Source organism: Shigella sp. FJ200513 (genome assembly GCF_040495915.1).
In the GTDB taxonomy this organism is placed as follows: Bacteria; Pseudomonadota; Gammaproteobacteria; order Enterobacterales; family Enterobacteriaceae; genus ECMA0423.
Genome location: NZ_JBDYCV010000007.1, coordinates 49,721 through 67,832, shown reverse-complemented (window position 1 = coordinate 67,832; position 18,112 = coordinate 49,721). Strand labels below are relative to the sequence as shown.

17 protein-coding genes and 2 pseudogenes are annotated in these 18,112 nt (G+C 51.2%); 16 read left to right on the top strand and 3 right to left on the bottom strand.

Annotated elements, in window-relative coordinates; translation table 11 throughout:
• The 8 genes and pseudogenes from ABZJ92_RS03155 to ABZJ92_RS03120 form a co-directional block, all read left to right on the top strand.
• Positions 1-61 (top strand): IS1 family transposase (locus tag ABZJ92_RS03155; protein WP_071528444.1); only part of this gene is annotated, 61 nt, incomplete at its 5' end.
• Positions 62-329: 268 nt separating this feature from the next.
• Entirely contained in the window at positions 330-893 is a 564-nt protein-coding gene (locus ABZJ92_RS03150; RefSeq protein WP_000033330.1) for a fimbrial protein, read from the top strand.
• A gap of 81 nt (positions 894-974) precedes the next feature.
• Positions 975-3,615: pseudogene (gene yfcU, locus ABZJ92_RS03145) on the top strand (fimbrial usher protein YfcU).
• 19 nt (positions 3,616-3,634) lie between these two features.
• Positions 3,635-4,357 (top strand): annotated as a pseudogene (locus ABZJ92_RS03140) (fimbria/pilus periplasmic chaperone).
• Between the two features lie 4 nt (positions 4,358-4,361).
• Positions 4,362-4,910: a fimbrial protein gene (locus tag ABZJ92_RS03135; protein WP_000842083.1), complete on the top strand. Its 549-nt coding sequence runs from the start codon at positions 4,362-4,364 to the stop codon at positions 4,908-4,910.
• Complete coding sequence (locus tag ABZJ92_RS03130) at positions 4,907-5,377, top strand: fimbrial protein (RefSeq protein WP_000822648.1); 471 nt, start codon at positions 4,907-4,909, stop codon at positions 5,375-5,377. Before ABZJ92_RS03135 ends, ABZJ92_RS03130 begins: the two co-directional genes overlap by 4 nt.
• The gene (locus ABZJ92_RS03125; protein ID WP_000730291.1) at positions 5,374-5,898 is read left to right on the top strand and encodes a fimbrial protein; all 525 of its coding nucleotides are present in this window, start codon (positions 5,374-5,376) and stop codon (positions 5,896-5,898) included. Before ABZJ92_RS03130 ends, ABZJ92_RS03125 begins: the two co-directional genes overlap by 4 nt.
• Positions 5,885-6,775 carry a StfH/YfcO family fimbrial adhesin gene (locus tag ABZJ92_RS03120; RefSeq protein WP_011069456.1) on the top strand — a complete coding sequence of 297 codons (891 nt, stop codon included), beginning with the start codon at positions 5,885-5,887 and terminating at the stop codon, positions 6,773-6,775. Before ABZJ92_RS03125 ends, ABZJ92_RS03120 begins: the two co-directional genes overlap by 14 nt.
• A gap of 103 nt (positions 6,776-6,878) precedes the next feature.
• Here ABZJ92_RS03120 and smrB read toward each other — a convergent pair whose 3' ends face one another.
• A complete protein-coding gene (smrB, locus tag ABZJ92_RS03115) occupies positions 6,879-7,430 on the bottom strand; it encodes an endonuclease SmrB (protein ID WP_000730806.1) in 552 nt (183 codons plus the stop codon).
• A gap of 165 nt (positions 7,431-7,595) precedes the next feature.
• Here smrB and prmB point away from each other — a divergent pair, with 165 nt between their 5' ends.
• The 6 genes from prmB to ABZJ92_RS03085 are packed head-to-tail and all read left to right on the top strand — an operon-like array spanning position 7,596 to position 12,145.
• Entirely contained in the window at positions 7,596-8,528 is a 933-nt protein-coding gene (gene prmB / locus ABZJ92_RS03110) for a 50S ribosomal protein L3 N(5)-glutamine methyltransferase (protein ID WP_005047007.1), read from the top strand.
• 34 nt (positions 8,529-8,562) lie between these two features.
• Positions 8,563-9,648 carry a chorismate synthase gene (gene aroC / locus ABZJ92_RS03105; RefSeq protein ID WP_000918467.1) on the top strand — a complete coding sequence of 362 codons (1,086 nt, stop codon included), beginning with the start codon at positions 8,563-8,565 and terminating at the stop codon, positions 9,646-9,648.
• Between the two features lie 3 nt (positions 9,649-9,651).
• Positions 9,652-10,476, top strand: coding sequence for a penicillin-insensitive murein endopeptidase (mepA, locus tag ABZJ92_RS03100; RefSeq protein WP_001043825.1), 825 nt, complete (start codon positions 9,652-9,654; stop codon positions 10,474-10,476).
• Positions 10,476-11,285, top strand: a complete 810-nt coding sequence (locus ABZJ92_RS03095) for a sulfite exporter TauE/SafE family protein (protein WP_000447357.1) — start codon at positions 10,476-10,478, stop codon at positions 11,283-11,285. The genes mepA and ABZJ92_RS03095 overlap by 1 nt, the downstream gene beginning before the upstream one ends.
• The gene (gene epmC, locus ABZJ92_RS03090) at positions 11,285-11,833 is read left to right on the top strand and encodes an elongation factor P hydroxylase (RefSeq protein ID WP_001089233.1); all 549 of its coding nucleotides are present in this window, start codon (positions 11,285-11,287) and stop codon (positions 11,831-11,833) included. The genes ABZJ92_RS03095 and epmC overlap by 1 nt, the downstream gene beginning before the upstream one ends.
• Positions 11,834-11,866: 33 nt before the next feature.
• Positions 11,867-12,145: a YfcL family protein gene (locus ABZJ92_RS03085; RefSeq protein WP_000559763.1), complete on the top strand. Its 279-nt coding sequence runs from the start codon at positions 11,867-11,869 to the stop codon at positions 12,143-12,145.
• Positions 12,146-12,265: 120 nt separating this feature from the next.
• Here ABZJ92_RS03085 and mnmC read toward each other — a convergent pair whose 3' ends face one another.
• Positions 12,266-14,272 (bottom strand): bifunctional tRNA (5-methylaminomethyl-2-thiouridine)(34)-methyltransferase MnmD/FAD-dependent 5-carboxymethylaminomethyl-2-thiouridine(34) oxidoreductase MnmC, encoded by a 2,007-nt coding sequence (mnmC, locus tag ABZJ92_RS03080; protein WP_000683785.1) that lies wholly within the window; start codon positions 14,270-14,272, stop codon positions 12,266-12,268.
• A gap of 158 nt (positions 14,273-14,430) precedes the next feature.
• Between mnmC and fabB the strand changes: the two genes are divergently transcribed.
• Positions 14,431-15,672, top strand: a complete 1,242-nt coding sequence (gene fabB / locus ABZJ92_RS03075) for a beta-ketoacyl-ACP synthase I (protein ID WP_000817167.1) — start codon at positions 14,431-14,433, stop codon at positions 15,670-15,672.
• A gap of 254 nt (positions 15,673-15,926) precedes the next feature.
• Positions 15,927-17,105, top strand: a complete 1,179-nt coding sequence (locus tag ABZJ92_RS03070; RefSeq protein WP_000127805.1) for an MFS transporter — start codon at positions 15,927-15,929, stop codon at positions 17,103-17,105.
• Here the strand turns inward: ABZJ92_RS03070 and flk are convergent.
• Positions 17,102-18,097 (bottom strand): flagella biosynthesis regulator Flk, encoded by a 996-nt coding sequence (flk, locus tag ABZJ92_RS03065; protein ID WP_000615807.1) that lies wholly within the window; start codon positions 18,095-18,097, stop codon positions 17,102-17,104. The two genes, ABZJ92_RS03070 and flk, sit on opposite strands and share 4 nt — an antisense overlap.
• Positions 18,098-18,112: the final 15 nt, after the last annotated feature.

Genomic DNA, 18,112 nt, shown 5'->3' with positions numbered 1-18,112 from the left:
ATCGGTGGAGCTGCATGACAAGGTCATCGGGCATTATCTGAACATAAAACACTATCAGTAAGTTGGAGTCATTACCGGATGTCCTTAAGATAACCTTTCTTCTGTCAATATATTAATTAAATCTACATTTACTCTTTAGTAAAATTAAATTGGATCAGGGGTGTGGAAACATCACTATGCGGCCCCACACCAATGAATACAATTTTCTACGACCTGTTCTTTTTGGGTCGCATGCCGTATTCAATGGCTGGGTATAAACATTGGCTATTGACTGAATCAATGTATTGCAATGTTTATATTTTTAATTATTTATAGTTTAAGGACAAATAATGAGTAAGTTTGTTAAAACAGCTATTGCTGCGGCAATGGTGATGGGCGTGTTCACCTCTACGGCAACAATCGCTGCGGGTAACAACGGTACTGCACGTTTTTACGGCACCATTGAAGACTCAGTGTGTTCTATCGTTCCGGACGATCACAAACTGGAAGTTGATATGGGTGATATCGGTGCCGAAAAACTGAAAAATAACGGCACCACCACGCCGAAAAGTTTCCAGATTCGTCTGCAAGATTGCGTATTTGATACTCAGGAAACAATGACCACTACCTTTACTGGTACCGTTTCTTCTGCAAATAGCGGCAATTATTACACCATTTTCAATACCGATACCGGTGCGGCATTTAACAATGTTAGCCTGGCGATCGGTGACTCTCTGGGTACCTCTTACAAAAGCGGCATGGGTATTGACCAGAAAATAGTGAAAGACACTTCTACCAACAAAGGCAAAGCGAAGCAGACACTGAACTTTAACGCCTGGCTGGTCGGCGCAGCTGATGCGCCAGATCTGGGTAATTTTGAAGCAAATACCACCTTCCAGATTACTTACCTGTAAGGCATACCCCCATAGCGACACTGCTATGGGGGATTTAAATGTATTTTGACCGAACAAGAATAAAAACGGATAGAAACGTGTATGCCTGACCATTCTCTTTTTCGATTACGGATTCTTCCGTGGTGCATTGCGCTGGCAATGTCAGGGAGTTATAGCAGTGTCTGGGCTGAAGACGACATTCAGTTTGATTCCCGTTTTCTGGAATTAAAAGGCGACACAAAAATTGATATGAAGCGTTTTTCCAGCCAGGGATATGTTGAGCCCGGAAAATACAATTTACAGGTTCAACTAAATAAACAGCCATTGGCGGAAGAGTACGATATTTACTGGTATGCTGGTGAAGATGACGCGAGCAAAAGCTATGCTTGTCTGACACCGGAACTGGTAGCGCAGTTTGGTTTAAAAGAAGACGTGGCGAAAAATCTGCAATGGAGCCACGATGCTAAATGCCTGAAATCCGGTCAACTGGAAGGCATGGAAATTAAGGCTGATTTAAGCCAGTCCGCATTAGTCATTTCACTGCCACAGGCTTACCTCGAATATACTTATCCCGACAGGGATCCGCCTTCACGTTGGGATGACGGCATCTCCGGGATCGTCGCGGACTACAGCATCAACGCACAAACCCGGCACGAAGAAAATGGCGGTGATGATAGTAACGAGATCAGCGGCAACGGGACGGTTGGGGTTAACCTAGGGCCGTGGCGTATGCGTGCTGACTGGCAGACTAACTATCAACATACTCGCAGTAATGATGACGATGAATTCAGCGGCGATGAAACTCAAAAAAATGGGAGTGGAGTCGCTACTATGCCAGGCGGGCGTTACCATCATTAAAAGCCAAACTGGCGCTGGGCGAGGATTACCTCAGATCCGATATTTTTGATGGTTTTAACTATGTTGGTGGCAGTGTCAGTACTGACGATCAAATGTTGCCTCCCAATCTGCGCGGCTACGCGCCAGACATTTCCGGCGTGGCACACACCACAGCAAAAGTGACCGTCAGCCAGATGGGGCGTGTGATTTACGAAACGCAGGTTCCGGCTGGACCGTTTCGTATTCAGGATCTTGGTGATTCTGTCTCCGGTACGTTGCATATTCGCATTGAAGAACAGAACGGCCAGGTGCAGGAATATGACATCAGCACCGCCTCGATGCCATACCTCACTCGTCCAGGTCAGGTTCGCTATAAGATCATGATGGGCCGTCCGCAAGAGTGGGGACACCATGTCGAGGGTGAATTTTTTTCTGGTGCTGAAGCTTCCTGGGGGATCGCTAACGGCTGGTCGTTATATGGCGGCGCACTGGGAGATGAAAACTATCAGTCTGCGGCGCTTGGTGTCGGTCGCGATTTGTCTACATTCGGCGCGGTCGCGTTTGATGTTACTCACTCGCACACCAAACTGGATAAAGACACCGCTTATGGCAAAGGTTCGCTGGACGGTAACTCCTTCCGTGTGAGTTATTCCAAAGACTTTGACCAGCTCAACAGCCGCGTTACTTTTGCTGGATATCGCTTCTCGGAAGAGAACTTTATGACCATGAGCGAGTATCTGGATGCCAGTGACAGCGGAATGGTACGCACGGGCAACGACAAAGAGATGTACACCGCCACTTATAACCAGAACTTCCGCGATGCGGGTGTTTCGGTTTATCTCAACTATACCCGCCATACCTACTGGGATCGCGAGGAGCAGACAAACTACAACATCATGCTCTCGCACTATTTCAATATGGGCAGTATTCGTAATGTCAGCATCTCGATGACTGGCTACCGTTACGAGTATGACAACCAGGCCGACAAAGGCATGTACATTTCGCTCAGTATGCCGTGGGGCGACAACAGTACCGTTAGCTATAACGGTACTATGGCAGTGGGACGGACAGCAGTCAGGTCGGTTATTTCAGCCGTGTCGATGACGCGACTCACTATCAGTTGAACGTCGGCACCAGTGACAAACACACCAGCGTTGACGGCTATTACAGCCATGATGGTTCGCTGGCGCAGGTTGACCTCAGTGCGAACTACCATGAAGGGCAATACACCTCTGCGGGCTTGTCGTTACAGGGCGGCGCAACGCTTACTGCCCACGGTGGCGCACTTCACCGTACCCAGAATATGGGCGGGACACGCTTGTTGATTGATGCCGATGGCGTTGCCGATGTTCCGGTAGAAGGTAACGGTGCTGCTGTTTATACCAATATGTTTGGTAAAGCCGTCGTTTCTGACGTCAATAACTATTACCGCAATCAGGCGTATATCGACCTCAACAAACTGCCGGAAAACGCCGAAGCAACCCAGTCGGTGGTACAAGCCACGCTAACTGAAGGGGCGATTGGCTACCGCAAATTTGCCGTCATCAGTGGTCAAAAAGCGATGGCGGTGCTGCGTTTACAAGACGGCAGCCATCCTCCGTTTGGCGCAGAAGTAAAAAATGATAACGAGCAGACAGTGGGCCTTGTCGATGATGACGGCAATGTTTATCTGGCTGGAGTGAAACCTGGCGAACACATGAGTGTGTTCTGGAGTGGTGTTGCGCATTGCGATATCAACCTGCCGGACCCGCTGCCTGCCGATCTGTTTAACGGCTTGTTACTGCCATGCCAGCATAAAGGCAACGTCGCGCCGGTTGTTCCTGATGACATAAAGCCTGTCATTCAGGAGCAGACGCAACAGGTGACACCCACCAATCCCCCTGTTTCTGTTTCAGCTAACCAATAACGTGATTAAGGAATGATCCATGTCTGATTTACTTTGCTCTGCCAAATTGGGTGCTACGACGCTAGCGTTACTGCTTAGCGCTGCCAGTTTGTCTGCCCAGGCTTCTGTAACGCCAGATCGTACCCGTTTGATATTTAATGAAAGCGACAAATCAATCAGCGTGACGTTGCGCAATAACGATCCGAAACTGCCTTATCTGGCCCAAAGCTGGATCGAAGATGAAAAGGGTAACAAGATCAGTTCACCGTTAACTGTTCTGCCACCGGTGCAACGCATCGATTCAATGATGAACGGGCAGGTAAAAGTGCAGGGAATGCCGGATATCAACAAATTGCCTGCCGATCGTGAAAGCCTGTTCTACTTCAACGTGCGTGAGATCCCGCCAAAATCAAACAAAGCCAACACGCTGCAAATAGCACTACAAACGCGTATTAAGTTGTTCTGGCGACCGAAGGCGCTGGAGAACGTCAGCATGAAAAACCCCTAGCAATATAAGATTACTTTAACCCGCAACGGTCAGGAATTTACCGTCAATAACCCGACGTCGTATTACGTCATTTTCAGTAATGCCAGCACACAGAAAAATGGCAATCCGGCAGCCGGTTTCTCGCCAATAGTGATGTCGCCGAAAACCTCTGCACCGCTGAATGTGAAGATGGGTAGCGTGCCGGTACTGACCTATGTCAACGACTATGGCGCTCGGATGCCGCTCTTTTTCACTTGCAACGGTAACAGTTGCTAGGTCGATGAAGAGCAGAGCCGCAAAGGCTGAGGCCGGGAGAGCCAGTATGAAAGGATCTTGTTCTGTCTGGGCGGTAACTGGGTTACTGATATGTTGTGTTGGTAGCGGCTTTGCAGTTGCAGCGAGTAAGTCAGTAAGTATGAATTTACGGGTGCTTGTCGATGCCCCTCCTCCTTGTACGGTAAATGGTGCGGCAGTTGAGTTTGGTAATGTATTCATTAATAAGATCAATAGGGTTGATTATAAACGTCCCATTGACTACTCGCTTGTTTGTAACAATCTGGCAATGGATGACCTGCGTCTACAGATGCAGGCGACAACGGTCGTGATTAACGGTGAAACAGTTATCAGCACGGGTATTCCTGGGTTTGGTATTCGGGTTCAGAAAAGTAGTGATCACACAATACTCGACTTAACCTCTGGCTCATGGTTGCCATTTAATTTTTCCTCGGGAGTTCCCGTTCTGGAAGCTGTGCCGGTGAAACAGAGTGGTACAACGTTAGCGGCAGCTGAATTTAACGCCAGTGCCACAATTGTGGTGGATTACCAATGAAACGGATCTCGCTTATTTTGCTGTGGGGCTTTTGCTCGATGGCACTCTCAAACGTCTCTTTTCACGGTTATTTAGTGCAGCCGCCTAACTGCACGATTAGCAACGCTCAAACCATTGAAATAACTTTTCAGGATGTGCTTATTGATGACATTAATGGCAGCAATTATGAGCAAACCGTGCCGTATTCCATTACCTGCGATACGGCGGTTCGCGACCCATTAATGGAAATGACCTTGAGCTGGAGTGGCACACCAAGCGATTTTGATAATGCTGCAGTAAGCAGCAATATCACTGGTTTAGGCATTCAGCTCAAACAGGCAGGGCAGAGTTTTACGATCAATACGCCACTTGTGGTGAATGAAACCGATTTACCGGTGTTAACGGCTGTGCCAGTAAAAAAGAGTGGTGTCATTCTGCCAGAGGCGGACTTTGAGGCCTGGGCCACGTTACAGGTAGATTACCAATGAAGAAAAAGCGTACGTTGTTTTTTATTAGTAGCCTGATGTTGCTGGGCAGTGGAACCACAATAGCAGGAGATAATTTGCACTTTACCGGCAATTTAATCAGTAAATCGTGTACGCCAGTGATTAATGGTAGCCAGTTGGCAGAAGTACATTTTCCTGCCATTGCCGCCAGTGATTTAATGAACCTTGGGCAGTCAGAGCGAGTGCCATTGGTGTTTCAATTGAAAGATTGTCATAGTTCTACATTGTTTAATGTCAAAGTAACGTTGACAGGAACAGAAGATAGTGCTCTACCCGGCTTTCTGGCCTTTGACTCCTCGTCATCAGCATCCGGCGCTGGGATTGGTATTGAAACTGCGGCAGGCACATCGGTGCCAATCAACAATACAACAGGCGTCACGCTCCCGCTGAATCAGGGAAATAACAGCCTAAATTTTAATACCTGGTTACAGGCAAAGAGCGGGCGAGATGTAACGTCCGGAGACTTTAGTGCCACAGTGACGGCAACCTTTGAGTATTTCTGAAATGAAAAAATGGACCATAATTTTCGCGAGCCTAATGCTGCTCGTTCTGAGTGTTGTCGGCGCATCTAAGAGTTATGCTGGAGATAAACTTATGAGTGCGAGTTTTGACAGTGTGAGAGTTTATTATGCCATGGACAAGGTAACCGGTGCTGTAGCGAGCAGTGTTTTCAATGTTACGGTGATAACGCCAAAGGAGGTTGCATATGGGAAATATGATTCTTTTGCGTATAAAGGCGATACGTTGCGGGTTATTTCCTGGTCTGGGTCGGGTTCAGCTCCAACTTTGGTACTGACTGACTTTGATACAATTAATAACTCAAATTGCCCTGGCATAGATACGAAAATTTTTCGTTGTGCATATATGACGTTTAAAATTACCGTTGCATCTGATGATTATGGTTGCCCTTGGATCGCATCCTTTTATTCCTATACAGATTTACCCGGATTTGGAAGCTATACGGCCCCTACAGTGCATAACACAATATGCCCAACGATACCGGTCGCTTCATACGATATCTCCTGGAGTGAAAATTATGTCAGCCATAATAAGGCGTTACGAATTCAGTCCACGGGGTCAACAGTGACCACCACGCTTTCGACCTACCTGATGGAAGGCGGCAGACTCTGTGATGGCAGTAATTTTTCTGATAATGATGGCAGAGGAGCATACTGCCGCGCGGTATCAGAATTGTTAACCTTTACCTCTTACGGTTGTGATAAATCAACGGTAACGGTTACGCCAACTCGTCATCCGGTAACGGATAAAGTACTACACGATATTGTGGTGAATGTGAATACCAGTAGTGGGCAACCGATTGATTCGACGTGTCGTTTTCAGTATGTATTGAATGAACTGAAGTTCGTAGTATTGCTCTGATGCGTCTTATCAGGCCTACGAAGTGAATTGCAATTTATTGAATTATCACATATTTGTAGGCCGGATAAGGCGTTTACGCTGCTCCGGCATTTGCTGCCAGCATTCAGGGCAACTCCGGCGGCAACCACTCTTCCACTTCAATCAACACCAACAAAGCCGCATCACCGCCGTACTCTTTCGGTGCCTGGTGAAATGCCATCACATGCGGATGTTGTGCCAGCCACAGCGGTGTTTGTTGCTTCAAAATATGCTTCCCGTGCCCATGCATCACGCAGGCACAAAACACATGTTCGCGGCGACAGGCGGCAATCAACGCGCCCAGTTCCTGCTTGGCCTGCAGCTGCGTCAGACCGTGTAAATCCAAAAACAATTCCGGTGAATAATCGCCGCGGCGCAGTTTCTTCGCCTCAAAATGGCTGACATCCGGGCGAACATATTTCACCGGACCTTCGGTATTTAATAACGGCTGAAACTCATCGGAGAAATAATGGCTGGCATCAGCCTGCTCCTGGATCAAGCGTTTCACCGGCACTTCGCTGATTTTTTTACGCTGCGGTCGGTGGACAATCGTGTCCTGCTTAATCTTGCGAGTCCCCGCCATCAACTGGCGAAACAGAGCCTGGTCCTCCTCGCTAAGTGTTGTTTTCTTTTTCATTTATCTGTCTCTATTTCTAATTTTCCTACAGTTTACCCGACTCGTAGCACAATCGATCGTTTTAAACGTATTTTTCCTCACTCACCGCGCGTGAATGCTGATTTATCGTCATCTTCATGGCAAACTAGCCGCCGAAATTATTGCGATCATGCCCTGGAGGAATACGTGGATAAAATTTTCGTTGATGAAGCAGTAAATGAGCTGCAAACCATTCAGGACATATTGCGCTGGTCGGTAAGCCGCTTCAGCGCGGCAAATATCTGGTACGGTCACGGCACCGATAACCCGTGGGATGAAGCCGTACAGCTGGTGTTACCATCGCTCTACCTGCCGCTGGATATCCCGGAAGATATGCGCACCGCGCGTCTGACCTCCAGCGAAAAACACCGTATTGTTGAACGCGTGATCCGCCGCGTCAACGAGCGCATTCCGGTGGCTTACCTGACCAACAAAGCCTGGTTCTGCGGTCATGAATTTTACGTCGATGAACGCGTGCTGGTGCCGCGCTCGCCGATTGGTGAACTGATCAACAATAAATTTGCCGGACTCATCAGCAAGCAACCGCAGCATATTTTAGATATGTGTACCGGTAGCGGCTGCATCGCCATTGCCTGTGCTTATGCCTTCCCGGAAGCGGAAGTCGACGCGGTAGATATCTCTCCCGACGCGCTGGCGGTTGCCGAACAGAACATCGAAGAACACGGTCTGATCCACAACGTCATTCCGATTCGTTCCGATCTGTTCCGTGATTTGCCGAAAGTGCAATACGATCTGATTGTCACTAACCCGCCGTATGTCGACGCGGAAGATATGTCCGACCTGCCAAACGAATACCGTCACGAGCCGGAACTGGGCCTGGCATCTGGCACCGACGGCCTGAAACTGACGCGTCGCATTCTCGGTAACGCGGCAGATTACCTTGCTGATGATGGCGTGTTGATTTGTGAAGTGGGCAACAGCATGGTACATCTTATGGAACAATATCCCGATGTTCCGTTCACCTGGCTGGAGTTTGATAACGGCGGCGATGGTGTGTTTATGCTCACTAAAGAGCAGCTTATTGCCGCACGAGAACATTTCGCGATTTATAAAGATTAAGTAAACACGCAAACACAACAATAACGGAGCCGTGATGGCTGGAAACACAATTGGACAACTCTTTCGCGTAACCACCTTCGGCGAATCGCACGGGCTGGCGCTCGGCTGCATCGTCGATGGTGTTCCGCCAGGCATTCCGCTGACGGAAGCGGACCTGCAACATGACCTTGATCGTCGTCGCCCTGGGACATCGCGCTATACCACCCAGCGCCGCGAGCCGGATCAGGTCAAAATACTCTCCGGTGTTTTTGAAGGCGTTACTACTGGCACCAGCATTGGCTTGTTGATCGAAAATACCGACCAGCGTTCTCAGGATTACAGCGCAATTAAAGACGTCTTCCGTCCAGGCCATGCTGATTACACCTACGAACAAAAATACGGTCTGCGCGATTATCGCGGCGGTGGACGTTCTTCCGCCCGCGAAACCGCCATGCGCGTGGCGGCAGGGGCGATTGCCAAAAAATATCTCGCCGAGAAATTTGGTATTGAAATCCGCGGCTGCCTGACCCAGATGGGCGACATTCCGCTGGAAATCAAAGACTGGTCGCTGGTTGAACAAAATCCGTTCTTCTGCCCGGACCCCGACAAAATCGACGCGTTAGATGAACTGATGCGCGCGCTGAAAAAAGAGGGCGACTCCATCGGCGCGAAAGTCACCGTTGTTGCCAGTGGTGTCCCCGCCGGACTTGGCGAGCCGGTCTTTGACCGCCTGGATGCCGACATCGCCCATGCGCTGATGAGCATCAACGCGGTGAAAGGCGTGGAAATTGGCGACGGTTTTGACGTAGTGGCGCTGCGCGGCAGCCAGAACCGCGACGAAATCACCAAAGACGGTTTCCAGAGCAACCATGCGGGCGGCATTTTCGGCGGTATCAGCAGCGGGCAGCAAATCATTGCTCATATGGCGCTGAAACCGACCTCCAGCATTACCGTGCCGGGGCGCACTATTAACCGCTTTGGCGAAGAAGTTGAGATGATCACCAAAGGCCGTCACGATCCCTGTGTCGGGATCCGTGCAGTGCCGATCGCTGAAGCGATGCTGGCGATCGTTTTAATGGATCACCTGTTACGGCAGCGGGCGCAAAATGCCGATGTGAAGACTGATATTCCACGCTGGTAAAAAATGAACAAAACCGCGATTGCGCTGCTGGCTCTGCTTGCCAGTAGTGCTAGCCTGGCAGCGACGCCGTGGCAAAAAATAACCCAACCTGTGCCGGGTAGCGCACAATCGATAGGCAGTTTTTCTAATGGCTGTATTGTCGGCGCTGACACGTTGCCGATACAGTCCGAACATTATCAGGTCATGCGTACCGATCAGCGTCGCTATTTCGGTCACCCGGATCTGGTGATGTTTATCCAGCGTCTGAGTAGCCAGGTGAGCAATCTGGGCATGGGTACGGTGCTGATTGGCGATATGGGGATGCCCGCTGGTGGGCGTTTCAACGGCGGTCATGCCAGCCACCAGACCGGACTGGATGTCGATATCTTTCTGCAACTGCCGAAAACTCGCTGGACCTCCGCGCAGCTCTTGCGCCCGCAAGCACTGGACTTAGTTTCCCGCGACGGTAAACACGTTGTCTCCACGCTGTGGAAGCCAGAAATTTTCAGCTTGATCAAACTCGCCGCCCAGGACAAAGACGTCACGCGCATTTTTGTTAATCCGGCGATTAAACAACAACTTTGCCTTGATGCGGGCACCGATCGCGACTGGTTGCGCAAAGTGCGACCCTGGTTCCAGCATCGCGCGCATATGCATGTACGATTACGTTGCCCTGCCGATAGTCTGGAGTGTGAAGATCAACCTTTACCGCCATCAGGCGATGGTTGCGGGGCAGAACTGCAAAGCTGGTTTGAACCTCCAAAACCGGGAACAACAAAGCCTGAGAAGAAGACACCGCCTCCGTTGCCGCCTTCCTGCCAGGCGCTACTGGATGAGCACGTGATCTAATGGAAACGTTTAATAGCCTGTTTATGGTTTCTCCGCTGTTGCTGGGAGTTCTCTTTTTTGTCGCCATGCTGGCGGGATTTATCGACTCGATTGCCGGTGGCGGTGGGTTACTCACCATTCCGGCATTGATGGCTGCGGGAATGTCTCCCGCTAACGCGCTGGCAACCAATAAACTGCAAGCCTGCGGCGGCTCTATTTCCGCCACTATCTACTTTATTCGCCGCAAAGTGGTTAGTTTAAGCGATCAGAAACTCAATATTGCCATGACCTTTGTCGGCTCAATGAGCGGCGCACTGTTGGTACAGTACGTTCAGGCTGATGTCTTACGGCAGATTTTGCCCATTCTGGTGATTTGTATCGGCCTCTATTTCTTGCTGATGCCAAAGCTGGGTGAAGAAGATCGCCAGCGCCGGATGTACGGTTTACCCTTCGCGTTAATTGCCGGTGGCTGCGTCGGTTTTTATGACGGATTCTTTGGCCCGGCTGCCGGATCGTTTTACGCGCTGGCCTTCGTTATGCTGTGCGGATTCAACCTCGCCAAAGCCACGGCTCACGCCAAATTACTCAACGCAACGTCAAACATTGGCGGTCTGCTGCTGTTTATTCTCGGCGGCAAAGTGATTTGGGCGACGGGCTTTGTCATGCTGGTGGGGCAGTTCCTCGGCGCGCGCATGGGTTCACGGTTGGTGTTGAGCAAAGGACAAAAGCTGATCCGCCCGATGATTGTTATCGTCTCGGCGGTGATGAGTGCCAAATTACTTTACGATAGCCACGGACAGGAGATCCTCCACTGGTTGGGGATGAACTAATGAACAGTACACACCACTACGAGCAGTTGATTGAAATTTTTAATAGCTGCTTTGCCGATGAATTTAATACCCGTCTGATTAAAGGCGACGACGAACCGATCTATCTTCCTGCTGATGCGGAAGTACCGTATAACCGAATCGTCTTTGCTCATGGCTTTTATGCCAGCGCAATTCATGAGATTTCGCACTGGTGTATTGCCGGAAAAGCGCGCCGTGAGCTGGTTGATTTCGGCTACTGGTATTGCCCGGACGGACGCGATGCCCAGACGCAAAGCCAGTTTGAAGATGTTGAAGTGAAGCCGCAGGCGTTCGACTGGTTATTCTGCGTGGCGGCTGGATATCCGTTTAACGTCAGTTGCGACAATCTGGAAGGGGATTTCGAACCGGATCGTGTGGTGTTTCAACGGCGGGTACATGCGCAGGTGATGGATTATCTGACAAATGGCATTCCGGAACGCCCGGCACGCTTCATTAAAGCACTACAAAATTATTATCACACGCCGGAACTTACGGCGGAACAGTTCCCGTGGCCGGAAGCGCTCAACTGAAGCCAGCGCCACGTTTTACAATGAGGAAAGAAGATGATCGCGGAGTTTGAATCACGCATTCTGGCATTAATCGACGGCATGGTTGACCATGCCAGTGATGATGAGTTGTTTGCCAGTGGGTATTTGCGTGGCCACCTGACATTAGCCATCGCAGAACTGGAAAGTGGTGATGACCACTCCGCTCAGGCGGTGCATACGACCGTTAGCCAGAGTCTGGAAAAAGCCATTGGTGCCGGTGAATTGTCGCCGCGTGACCAGGCGCTGGTGACCGATATGTGGGAAAACCTGTTTCAGCAGGCGTCACAGCTGTAAGTTGCGGCGTCTGGAGCACCATGCCTGATGCGACGCTTATCGCGTCTTATCAGGCCTACACGTCACACGTAGGTTGGATAAGGCGTTCACGCCGCATCCGGCAAACACTGCGAGAGCAGATTACCCCGCCTTAACCGCTTTACCCTTCAACAATTTCCGCACCCATAACCGATTCGGGTTTAACGCCGCCAGCGTACTGGCATCCATCGGAATCGGTTCGTCGCTCATCTGCGCCGCCAGAATCTCGGCACACAGCGGGGCAGAACACAAACCGCGAGAACCTAAAGCCGCAAACATAAAGAGATCGTCAAAAACCGGCGCGCTTACCGCCTCATCTTTTTGCTCCGCCAACGACGCATATTCCACGAGTGTTGCCTCATAATCGGGAACATTGCCTACCATTGGCAGATGATCGCGGGTGGCACAACGCACACCGCAGCGCGCCTCTTTATCACTGACATCAACCTCTTTTGCCCACTGTGCCTGCGGGAAACAATCAATCAACCGCTGGCGATTCTGCTGCTGATCGTCCTCACTGTACGCCGTATCTTCGCTGCCGCGATGATAACTGGCACCAATACAATGATGTTGATTCGCCGGATTTTGTGGCGTGAGATAACCGTCATAGCACAGCACCTGCTTCAGCTCTGCCAGTTCCGGCGTTGTCGGAATATGGCTGACCTGCCCGGCAACCGAATACACCGGGAGAGTCGACGTTTGGCTGAAACGGCTGATTTGATGCCCGTTCGCCAGTACCACTACGCTGTGTGTTGCTTGCTGATCTCCTGCAAAATTCAACAACCAACAGTCATCCTTACGGGATAAATTCTGTAACTGATATTGATAATAAATCTGCAAACCCTGCTGTTGCGCCAGTTCCAGCACATTACGGGTCAGTTCTGCTGGGCACAGCCAACCACCTTGCGGATAAGTAATGCCGCTGCAATTTGTCGCAACGCCCGTAATTTGTTCAACCGCATTTGCCTCAACGGCTACAGCCAGTTCTGCGGGTAAATCCATTGACAACATCTGTGCGATTTTATGCTGGCTTTTCTCATCCCAGCCTAACTGCGTGACGCCGCACCAGTCATGATCAAATTTAACGGGTAATTGGTCGTAAAACCGACGAGCAAAAGTAAACGCATTAGAGAAAAAGCGGTTTAGCGCCTCATCGTGTTTGCTTAATAACGGATACAGCGCCCCCTGGCGATTGCCGGAAGCACCCAGCGCGGGGGCTTCATCCGCGCAATAAAGCGCTACCTGCCAGCCGCGCCGTAATAACGCCAGCGACAACAACGCGCTGGCAATACCACCGCCGATAATCGCTACTTCCCGTTTGCTGCTGCCCGTACGATTAAACCACGGCGTGGAGCAGGGGAGTGGTAATGTCTGTTCCATCACCCCACAAAGCATTTCCCGTTTGCGCCCAAAGCCCTTACGTTTTTGCATCGTGAATCCGGCTTCCTGCAAACCGCGGCGGACAAAACCGGCAGACGTAAATGTCGCCAGCGTGCCGCCTGGACGCGCCAACCTTGCCATGGCGTTAAACAGATTTTGCGTCCACATATCCGGGTTTTTAGCTGGCGCAAAGCCGTCCAGAAACCAGGCATCTACTTTTTGATTTAGCGAATCGTCCAGTTGGCTGGTCAGTTCGTTAATATCGCCAAACCATAAATCCAGCGTCACGCGGCTTTCATCGAGCAATAAACGATGGCAACCGGGCAAGGGCATTGGCCACTGCGCCTGAAGTTGTTCTGCCCACGGAGCCAGTTCCGGCCAGTGTTGATGCGCTAAGGCTAAATCCGCACGGGTGAGGGGAAATTTCTCAAAACTAATGAAATGTAAGCGTTGTAATTGCGCTTGCGGATGCGCTTCGCGAAACTGATCAAATGCCTTCCATAGCGTCAGGAAGTTTAATCCGGTGCCGAAGCCGCTCTCTGCTATCACAAACAGAGGATGTGGATGCTCAGGAAAGCGTACCTCTAATTGGTTACCTCCCAGAAAAACATAACGCGTCTCTTCCAGCCCGTTATCGTTGGAAAAATAGACATCGTCAAAATCTCGGGAAACAGGTGTACCCTCAGCATTAAATTCGAGGTTGGCAGGTTGTATGGAGTAGTGTTTCACGTAAGTTACTCGTCTTACAGGCGGTGGCTCGATCTTAGCGATGTGTGTAAGGCTGCGCAAATATCTCTATTAAATGGCTGATCGGACTTGTTCGGCGTACAAGTGTACGCTATTGTGCATTCGAAACTTACTCTATGTGCGACTTACAGAGGTATTGAATGAAACGTGCAGTGATTACTGGCCTGGGCATTGTTTCCAGCATCGGTAATAACCAGCAGGAAGTCCTGGCATCTCTGCGTGAAGGACGTTCAGGGATCACTTTCTCTCAGGAGCTGAAGGATTCCGGCATGCGTAGCCACGTCTGGGGCAACATAAAACTGGATACCACTGGCCTCATTGACCGCAAAGTTGTGCGCTTTATGAGCGACGCATCCATTTATGCATTCCTTTCTATGGAGCAGGCAATCGCTGATGCGGGCCTCTCTCCGGAAGCTTACCAGAATAACCCGCGCGTTGGCCTGATTGCAGGTTCCGGCGGCGGTTCCCCGCGTTTCCAGGTGTTCGGCGCTGACGCAATGCGCGGCCCGCGCGGCCTGAAAGCGGTTGGCCCGTATGTGGTCACTAAAGCGATGGCATCCGGCGTTTCTGCCTGTCTCGCCACGCCGTTTAAAATTCATGGCGTTAACTACTCCATCAGCTCCGCGTGTGCGACTTCCGCACACTGTATCGGTAACGCAGTAGAGCAGATCCAACTGGGCAAACAGGACATCGTGTTTGCTGGCGGCGGCGAAGAGCTGTGCTGGGAAATGGCCTGCGAATTCGACGCGATGGGTGCGCTATCTACTAAATACAACGACACCCCGGAAAAAGCCTCCCGTACTTACGACGCTCACCGTGACGGTTTCGTTATCGCTGGCGGCGGCGGTATGGTAGTGGTTGAAGAGCTGGAACACGCGCTGGCGCGTGGTGCTTACATCTATGCTGAAATCGTTGGCTACGGCGCAACCTCTGATGGTGCAGACATGGTTGCTCCGTCTGGCGAAGGCGCAGTACGTTGTATGCAGATGGCGATGCATGGCGTTGATACCCCAATCGATTACCTGAACTCTCACGGTACTTCGACTCCGGTTGGCGACGTGAAAGAGCTGGCAGCTATCCGTGAAGTGTTCGGCGATAAGAGCCCGGCGATTTCTGCAACCAAAGCCATGACCGGTCACTCACTGGGCGCTGCGGGTGTGCAGGAAGCTATCTACTCTCTGCTGATGCTGGAACACGGCTTTATCGCCCCGAGCATCAACATTGAAGAGCTGGACGAGCAGGCTGCGGGTCTGAACATCGTGACCGAAACGACCGATCGCGAACTGACCACTGTTATGTCTAACAGCTTCGGCTTCGGCGGCACCAACGCCACGCTGGTAATGCGCAAGCTGAAAAGATTAATTCGCAGTAGGCCGGAGTAGGTCGGATAAGACGCGCCAGCGTCGCATCCGACGTTACGCGCCAATGCGGCCTCCGGCACTAACGCAAAAGGGAACCTGATGGTTCCCTTTTTCACATCATTGACAATCGCCACCAGTTCTAGGCAAACTTCCCGCTTTGTCGATTTCCTTCTGAAAAGACGTACGCGTTAAATCCTGCCAACGCACCGTAACCCTGAAACCAGAGAGATGAGACGGGGATACTCCTCGCCTTGCGCTGCATTCTGGAGTAATGCATGACTGCTGTAAGCCAAACCGAAACACGATCTTCTGCCAGTTTTTCGCTCTTCCGCATCTCTTTTGCGGTTTTTCTCACCTACATGACCGTAGGGTTGCCGTTGCCGGTTATCCCGCTGTTTGTTCATCATGATCTGGGCTATGGCAATACCATGGTCGGCATTGCCGTCGGGATTCAGTTTCTGGCTACGGTGCTGACGCGTGGTTACGCCGGGCGACTGGCCGATCAATATGGCGCAAAACGTTCGGCGCTTCAGGGGATGTTAGCTTGTGGTCTGGCTGGCGGCGCGTTGCTGCTGGCGGCGATTTTGCCTGTCTCCGCACCGTTCAAATTTGCCCTGTTGGTCATCGGGCGTTTGATTCTTGGGTTTGGTGAAAGCCAGTTACTGACAGGCGCTCTGACCTGGGGGTTAGGCATCGTAGGGCCAAAACACTCTGGCAAAGTGATGTCATGGAACGGAATGGCGATTTACGGTGCCCTCGCTGTTGGTGCGCCGCTTGGCCTGTTGATTCATAGCCATTACGGTTTTGCCGCACTGGCGATCACCACAATGGTATTACCCTTACTGGCGTGGGCCTGTAACGGCACAGTGCGCAAAGTACCGGCCCTGGCGGGAGAACGTCCATCGCTGTGGAGCGTTGTCGGGCTTATCTGGAAACCAGGGTTAGGGCTGGCACTACAAGGCGTTGGTTTTGCGGTTATCGGGACTTTCGTTTCGCTCTACTTTGCCAGCAAAGGATGGGCGATGGCGGGCTTTACTCTTACCGCGTTTGGCGGCGCATTTGTCGTGATGCGCGTCATGTTTGGCTGGATGCCGGACCGTTTTGGCGGCGTGAAAGTGGCGATTGTCTCTCTGCTTGTAGAAACGGTGGGCTTGTTGCTGCTCTGGCAAGCCCCAGGTGCATGGGTCGCATTAGCGGGCGCGGCGTTAACCGGAGCCGGATGTTCGCTTATCTTTCCTGCGCTGGGCGTGGAGGTGGTTAAACGCGTCCCCTCACAAGTTCGCGGCACCGCACTGGGCGGTTACGCCGCGTTTCAGGATATCGCCCTCGGCGTCTCCGGGCCGCTGGCGGGAATGCTGGCGACCACGTTTGGTTACTCTTCGGTATTTCTTGCCGGGGCGATCTCTGCGGTGCTGGGTATTATTGTCACGATACTGTCATTTCGTCGGGGTTAACGAACCAGCCAGACCAGCATCAGGATAATCGCGACTAACAGTATCCACAGCGCGGGACGCGTTGCCATATTTTGCAACGTGTCCATCATCGGTGGAAAAGGATTAAGCAGCGGTTGCATATCACGCGGATCAATCCCTTTAACCCGCCGTTGATAAAGCTGATTAAGAATATCCTCGGCCTGGGCAGAAGAAAGCGATGATTGCGCAGAAAGGCCATATTTTTGCTGGATATATGCCGATAACGCCGCCAGTTCACTGGCATCTAAAGGTTGTTTTAGCGCCATCTGTAGTGATTCCAGCGTCGGCGTATTTTGCTGGCTTAGCGTCTGACGCGCCTGTAGCCAGGTCACCAGATGGTTAAACAGTTTCGCTGGAATTAACTCGCCATCTTTCACCCCGGAAAGTTCCAGCATCGATTGCCAGATCTGTTTGCTGGGTTCCCCCGTTGCCGCCGTAAGTTTGGTCACCAGCTGTTTTAGCGCATTGTGCTCCGCCGGTAATAAAGGACGGTCGGTCGCCTCGCGCTGCTGTGGTTGCGGAATAACCATCTTCCCTTCCTGCAACAGGGTGAGAATGGTTTTTAATTGCTCCGGTGAGAGCTGATTCAGCGGCGTCTGACCAAAGTTATGACGGATATAATCCGTGACCGCCTGACGATGATTCCCCAGACGTAAATACTCCCCTAATTGCGCTAAAAGCTGGCGGGCAGAATGGCTTTTTTGCGCGGCCAGCAGACGTTGCGCCAGATTATGCTCAGCGGCAGGGAAGTGACGCGAAAGCAGCGGTGAATCTCCCGACAGACCAATATCGTGCCTGATACCCGCCCACAGTTCTGCTCTTTGTTGTTGCGTCAGTGAGGTCACTTTCGTCATTAAGCTTTCCAGCGAAGTACGTTGCTGACTGGATAAAGGCTGATTGCCCGCGCCAGACGGCAGGTTATCTCCCTGACCTGGTGGCTGCCCAGGAGGAGGGCCGGAAATAGGTTGTATCATTACGTATCCTTATAC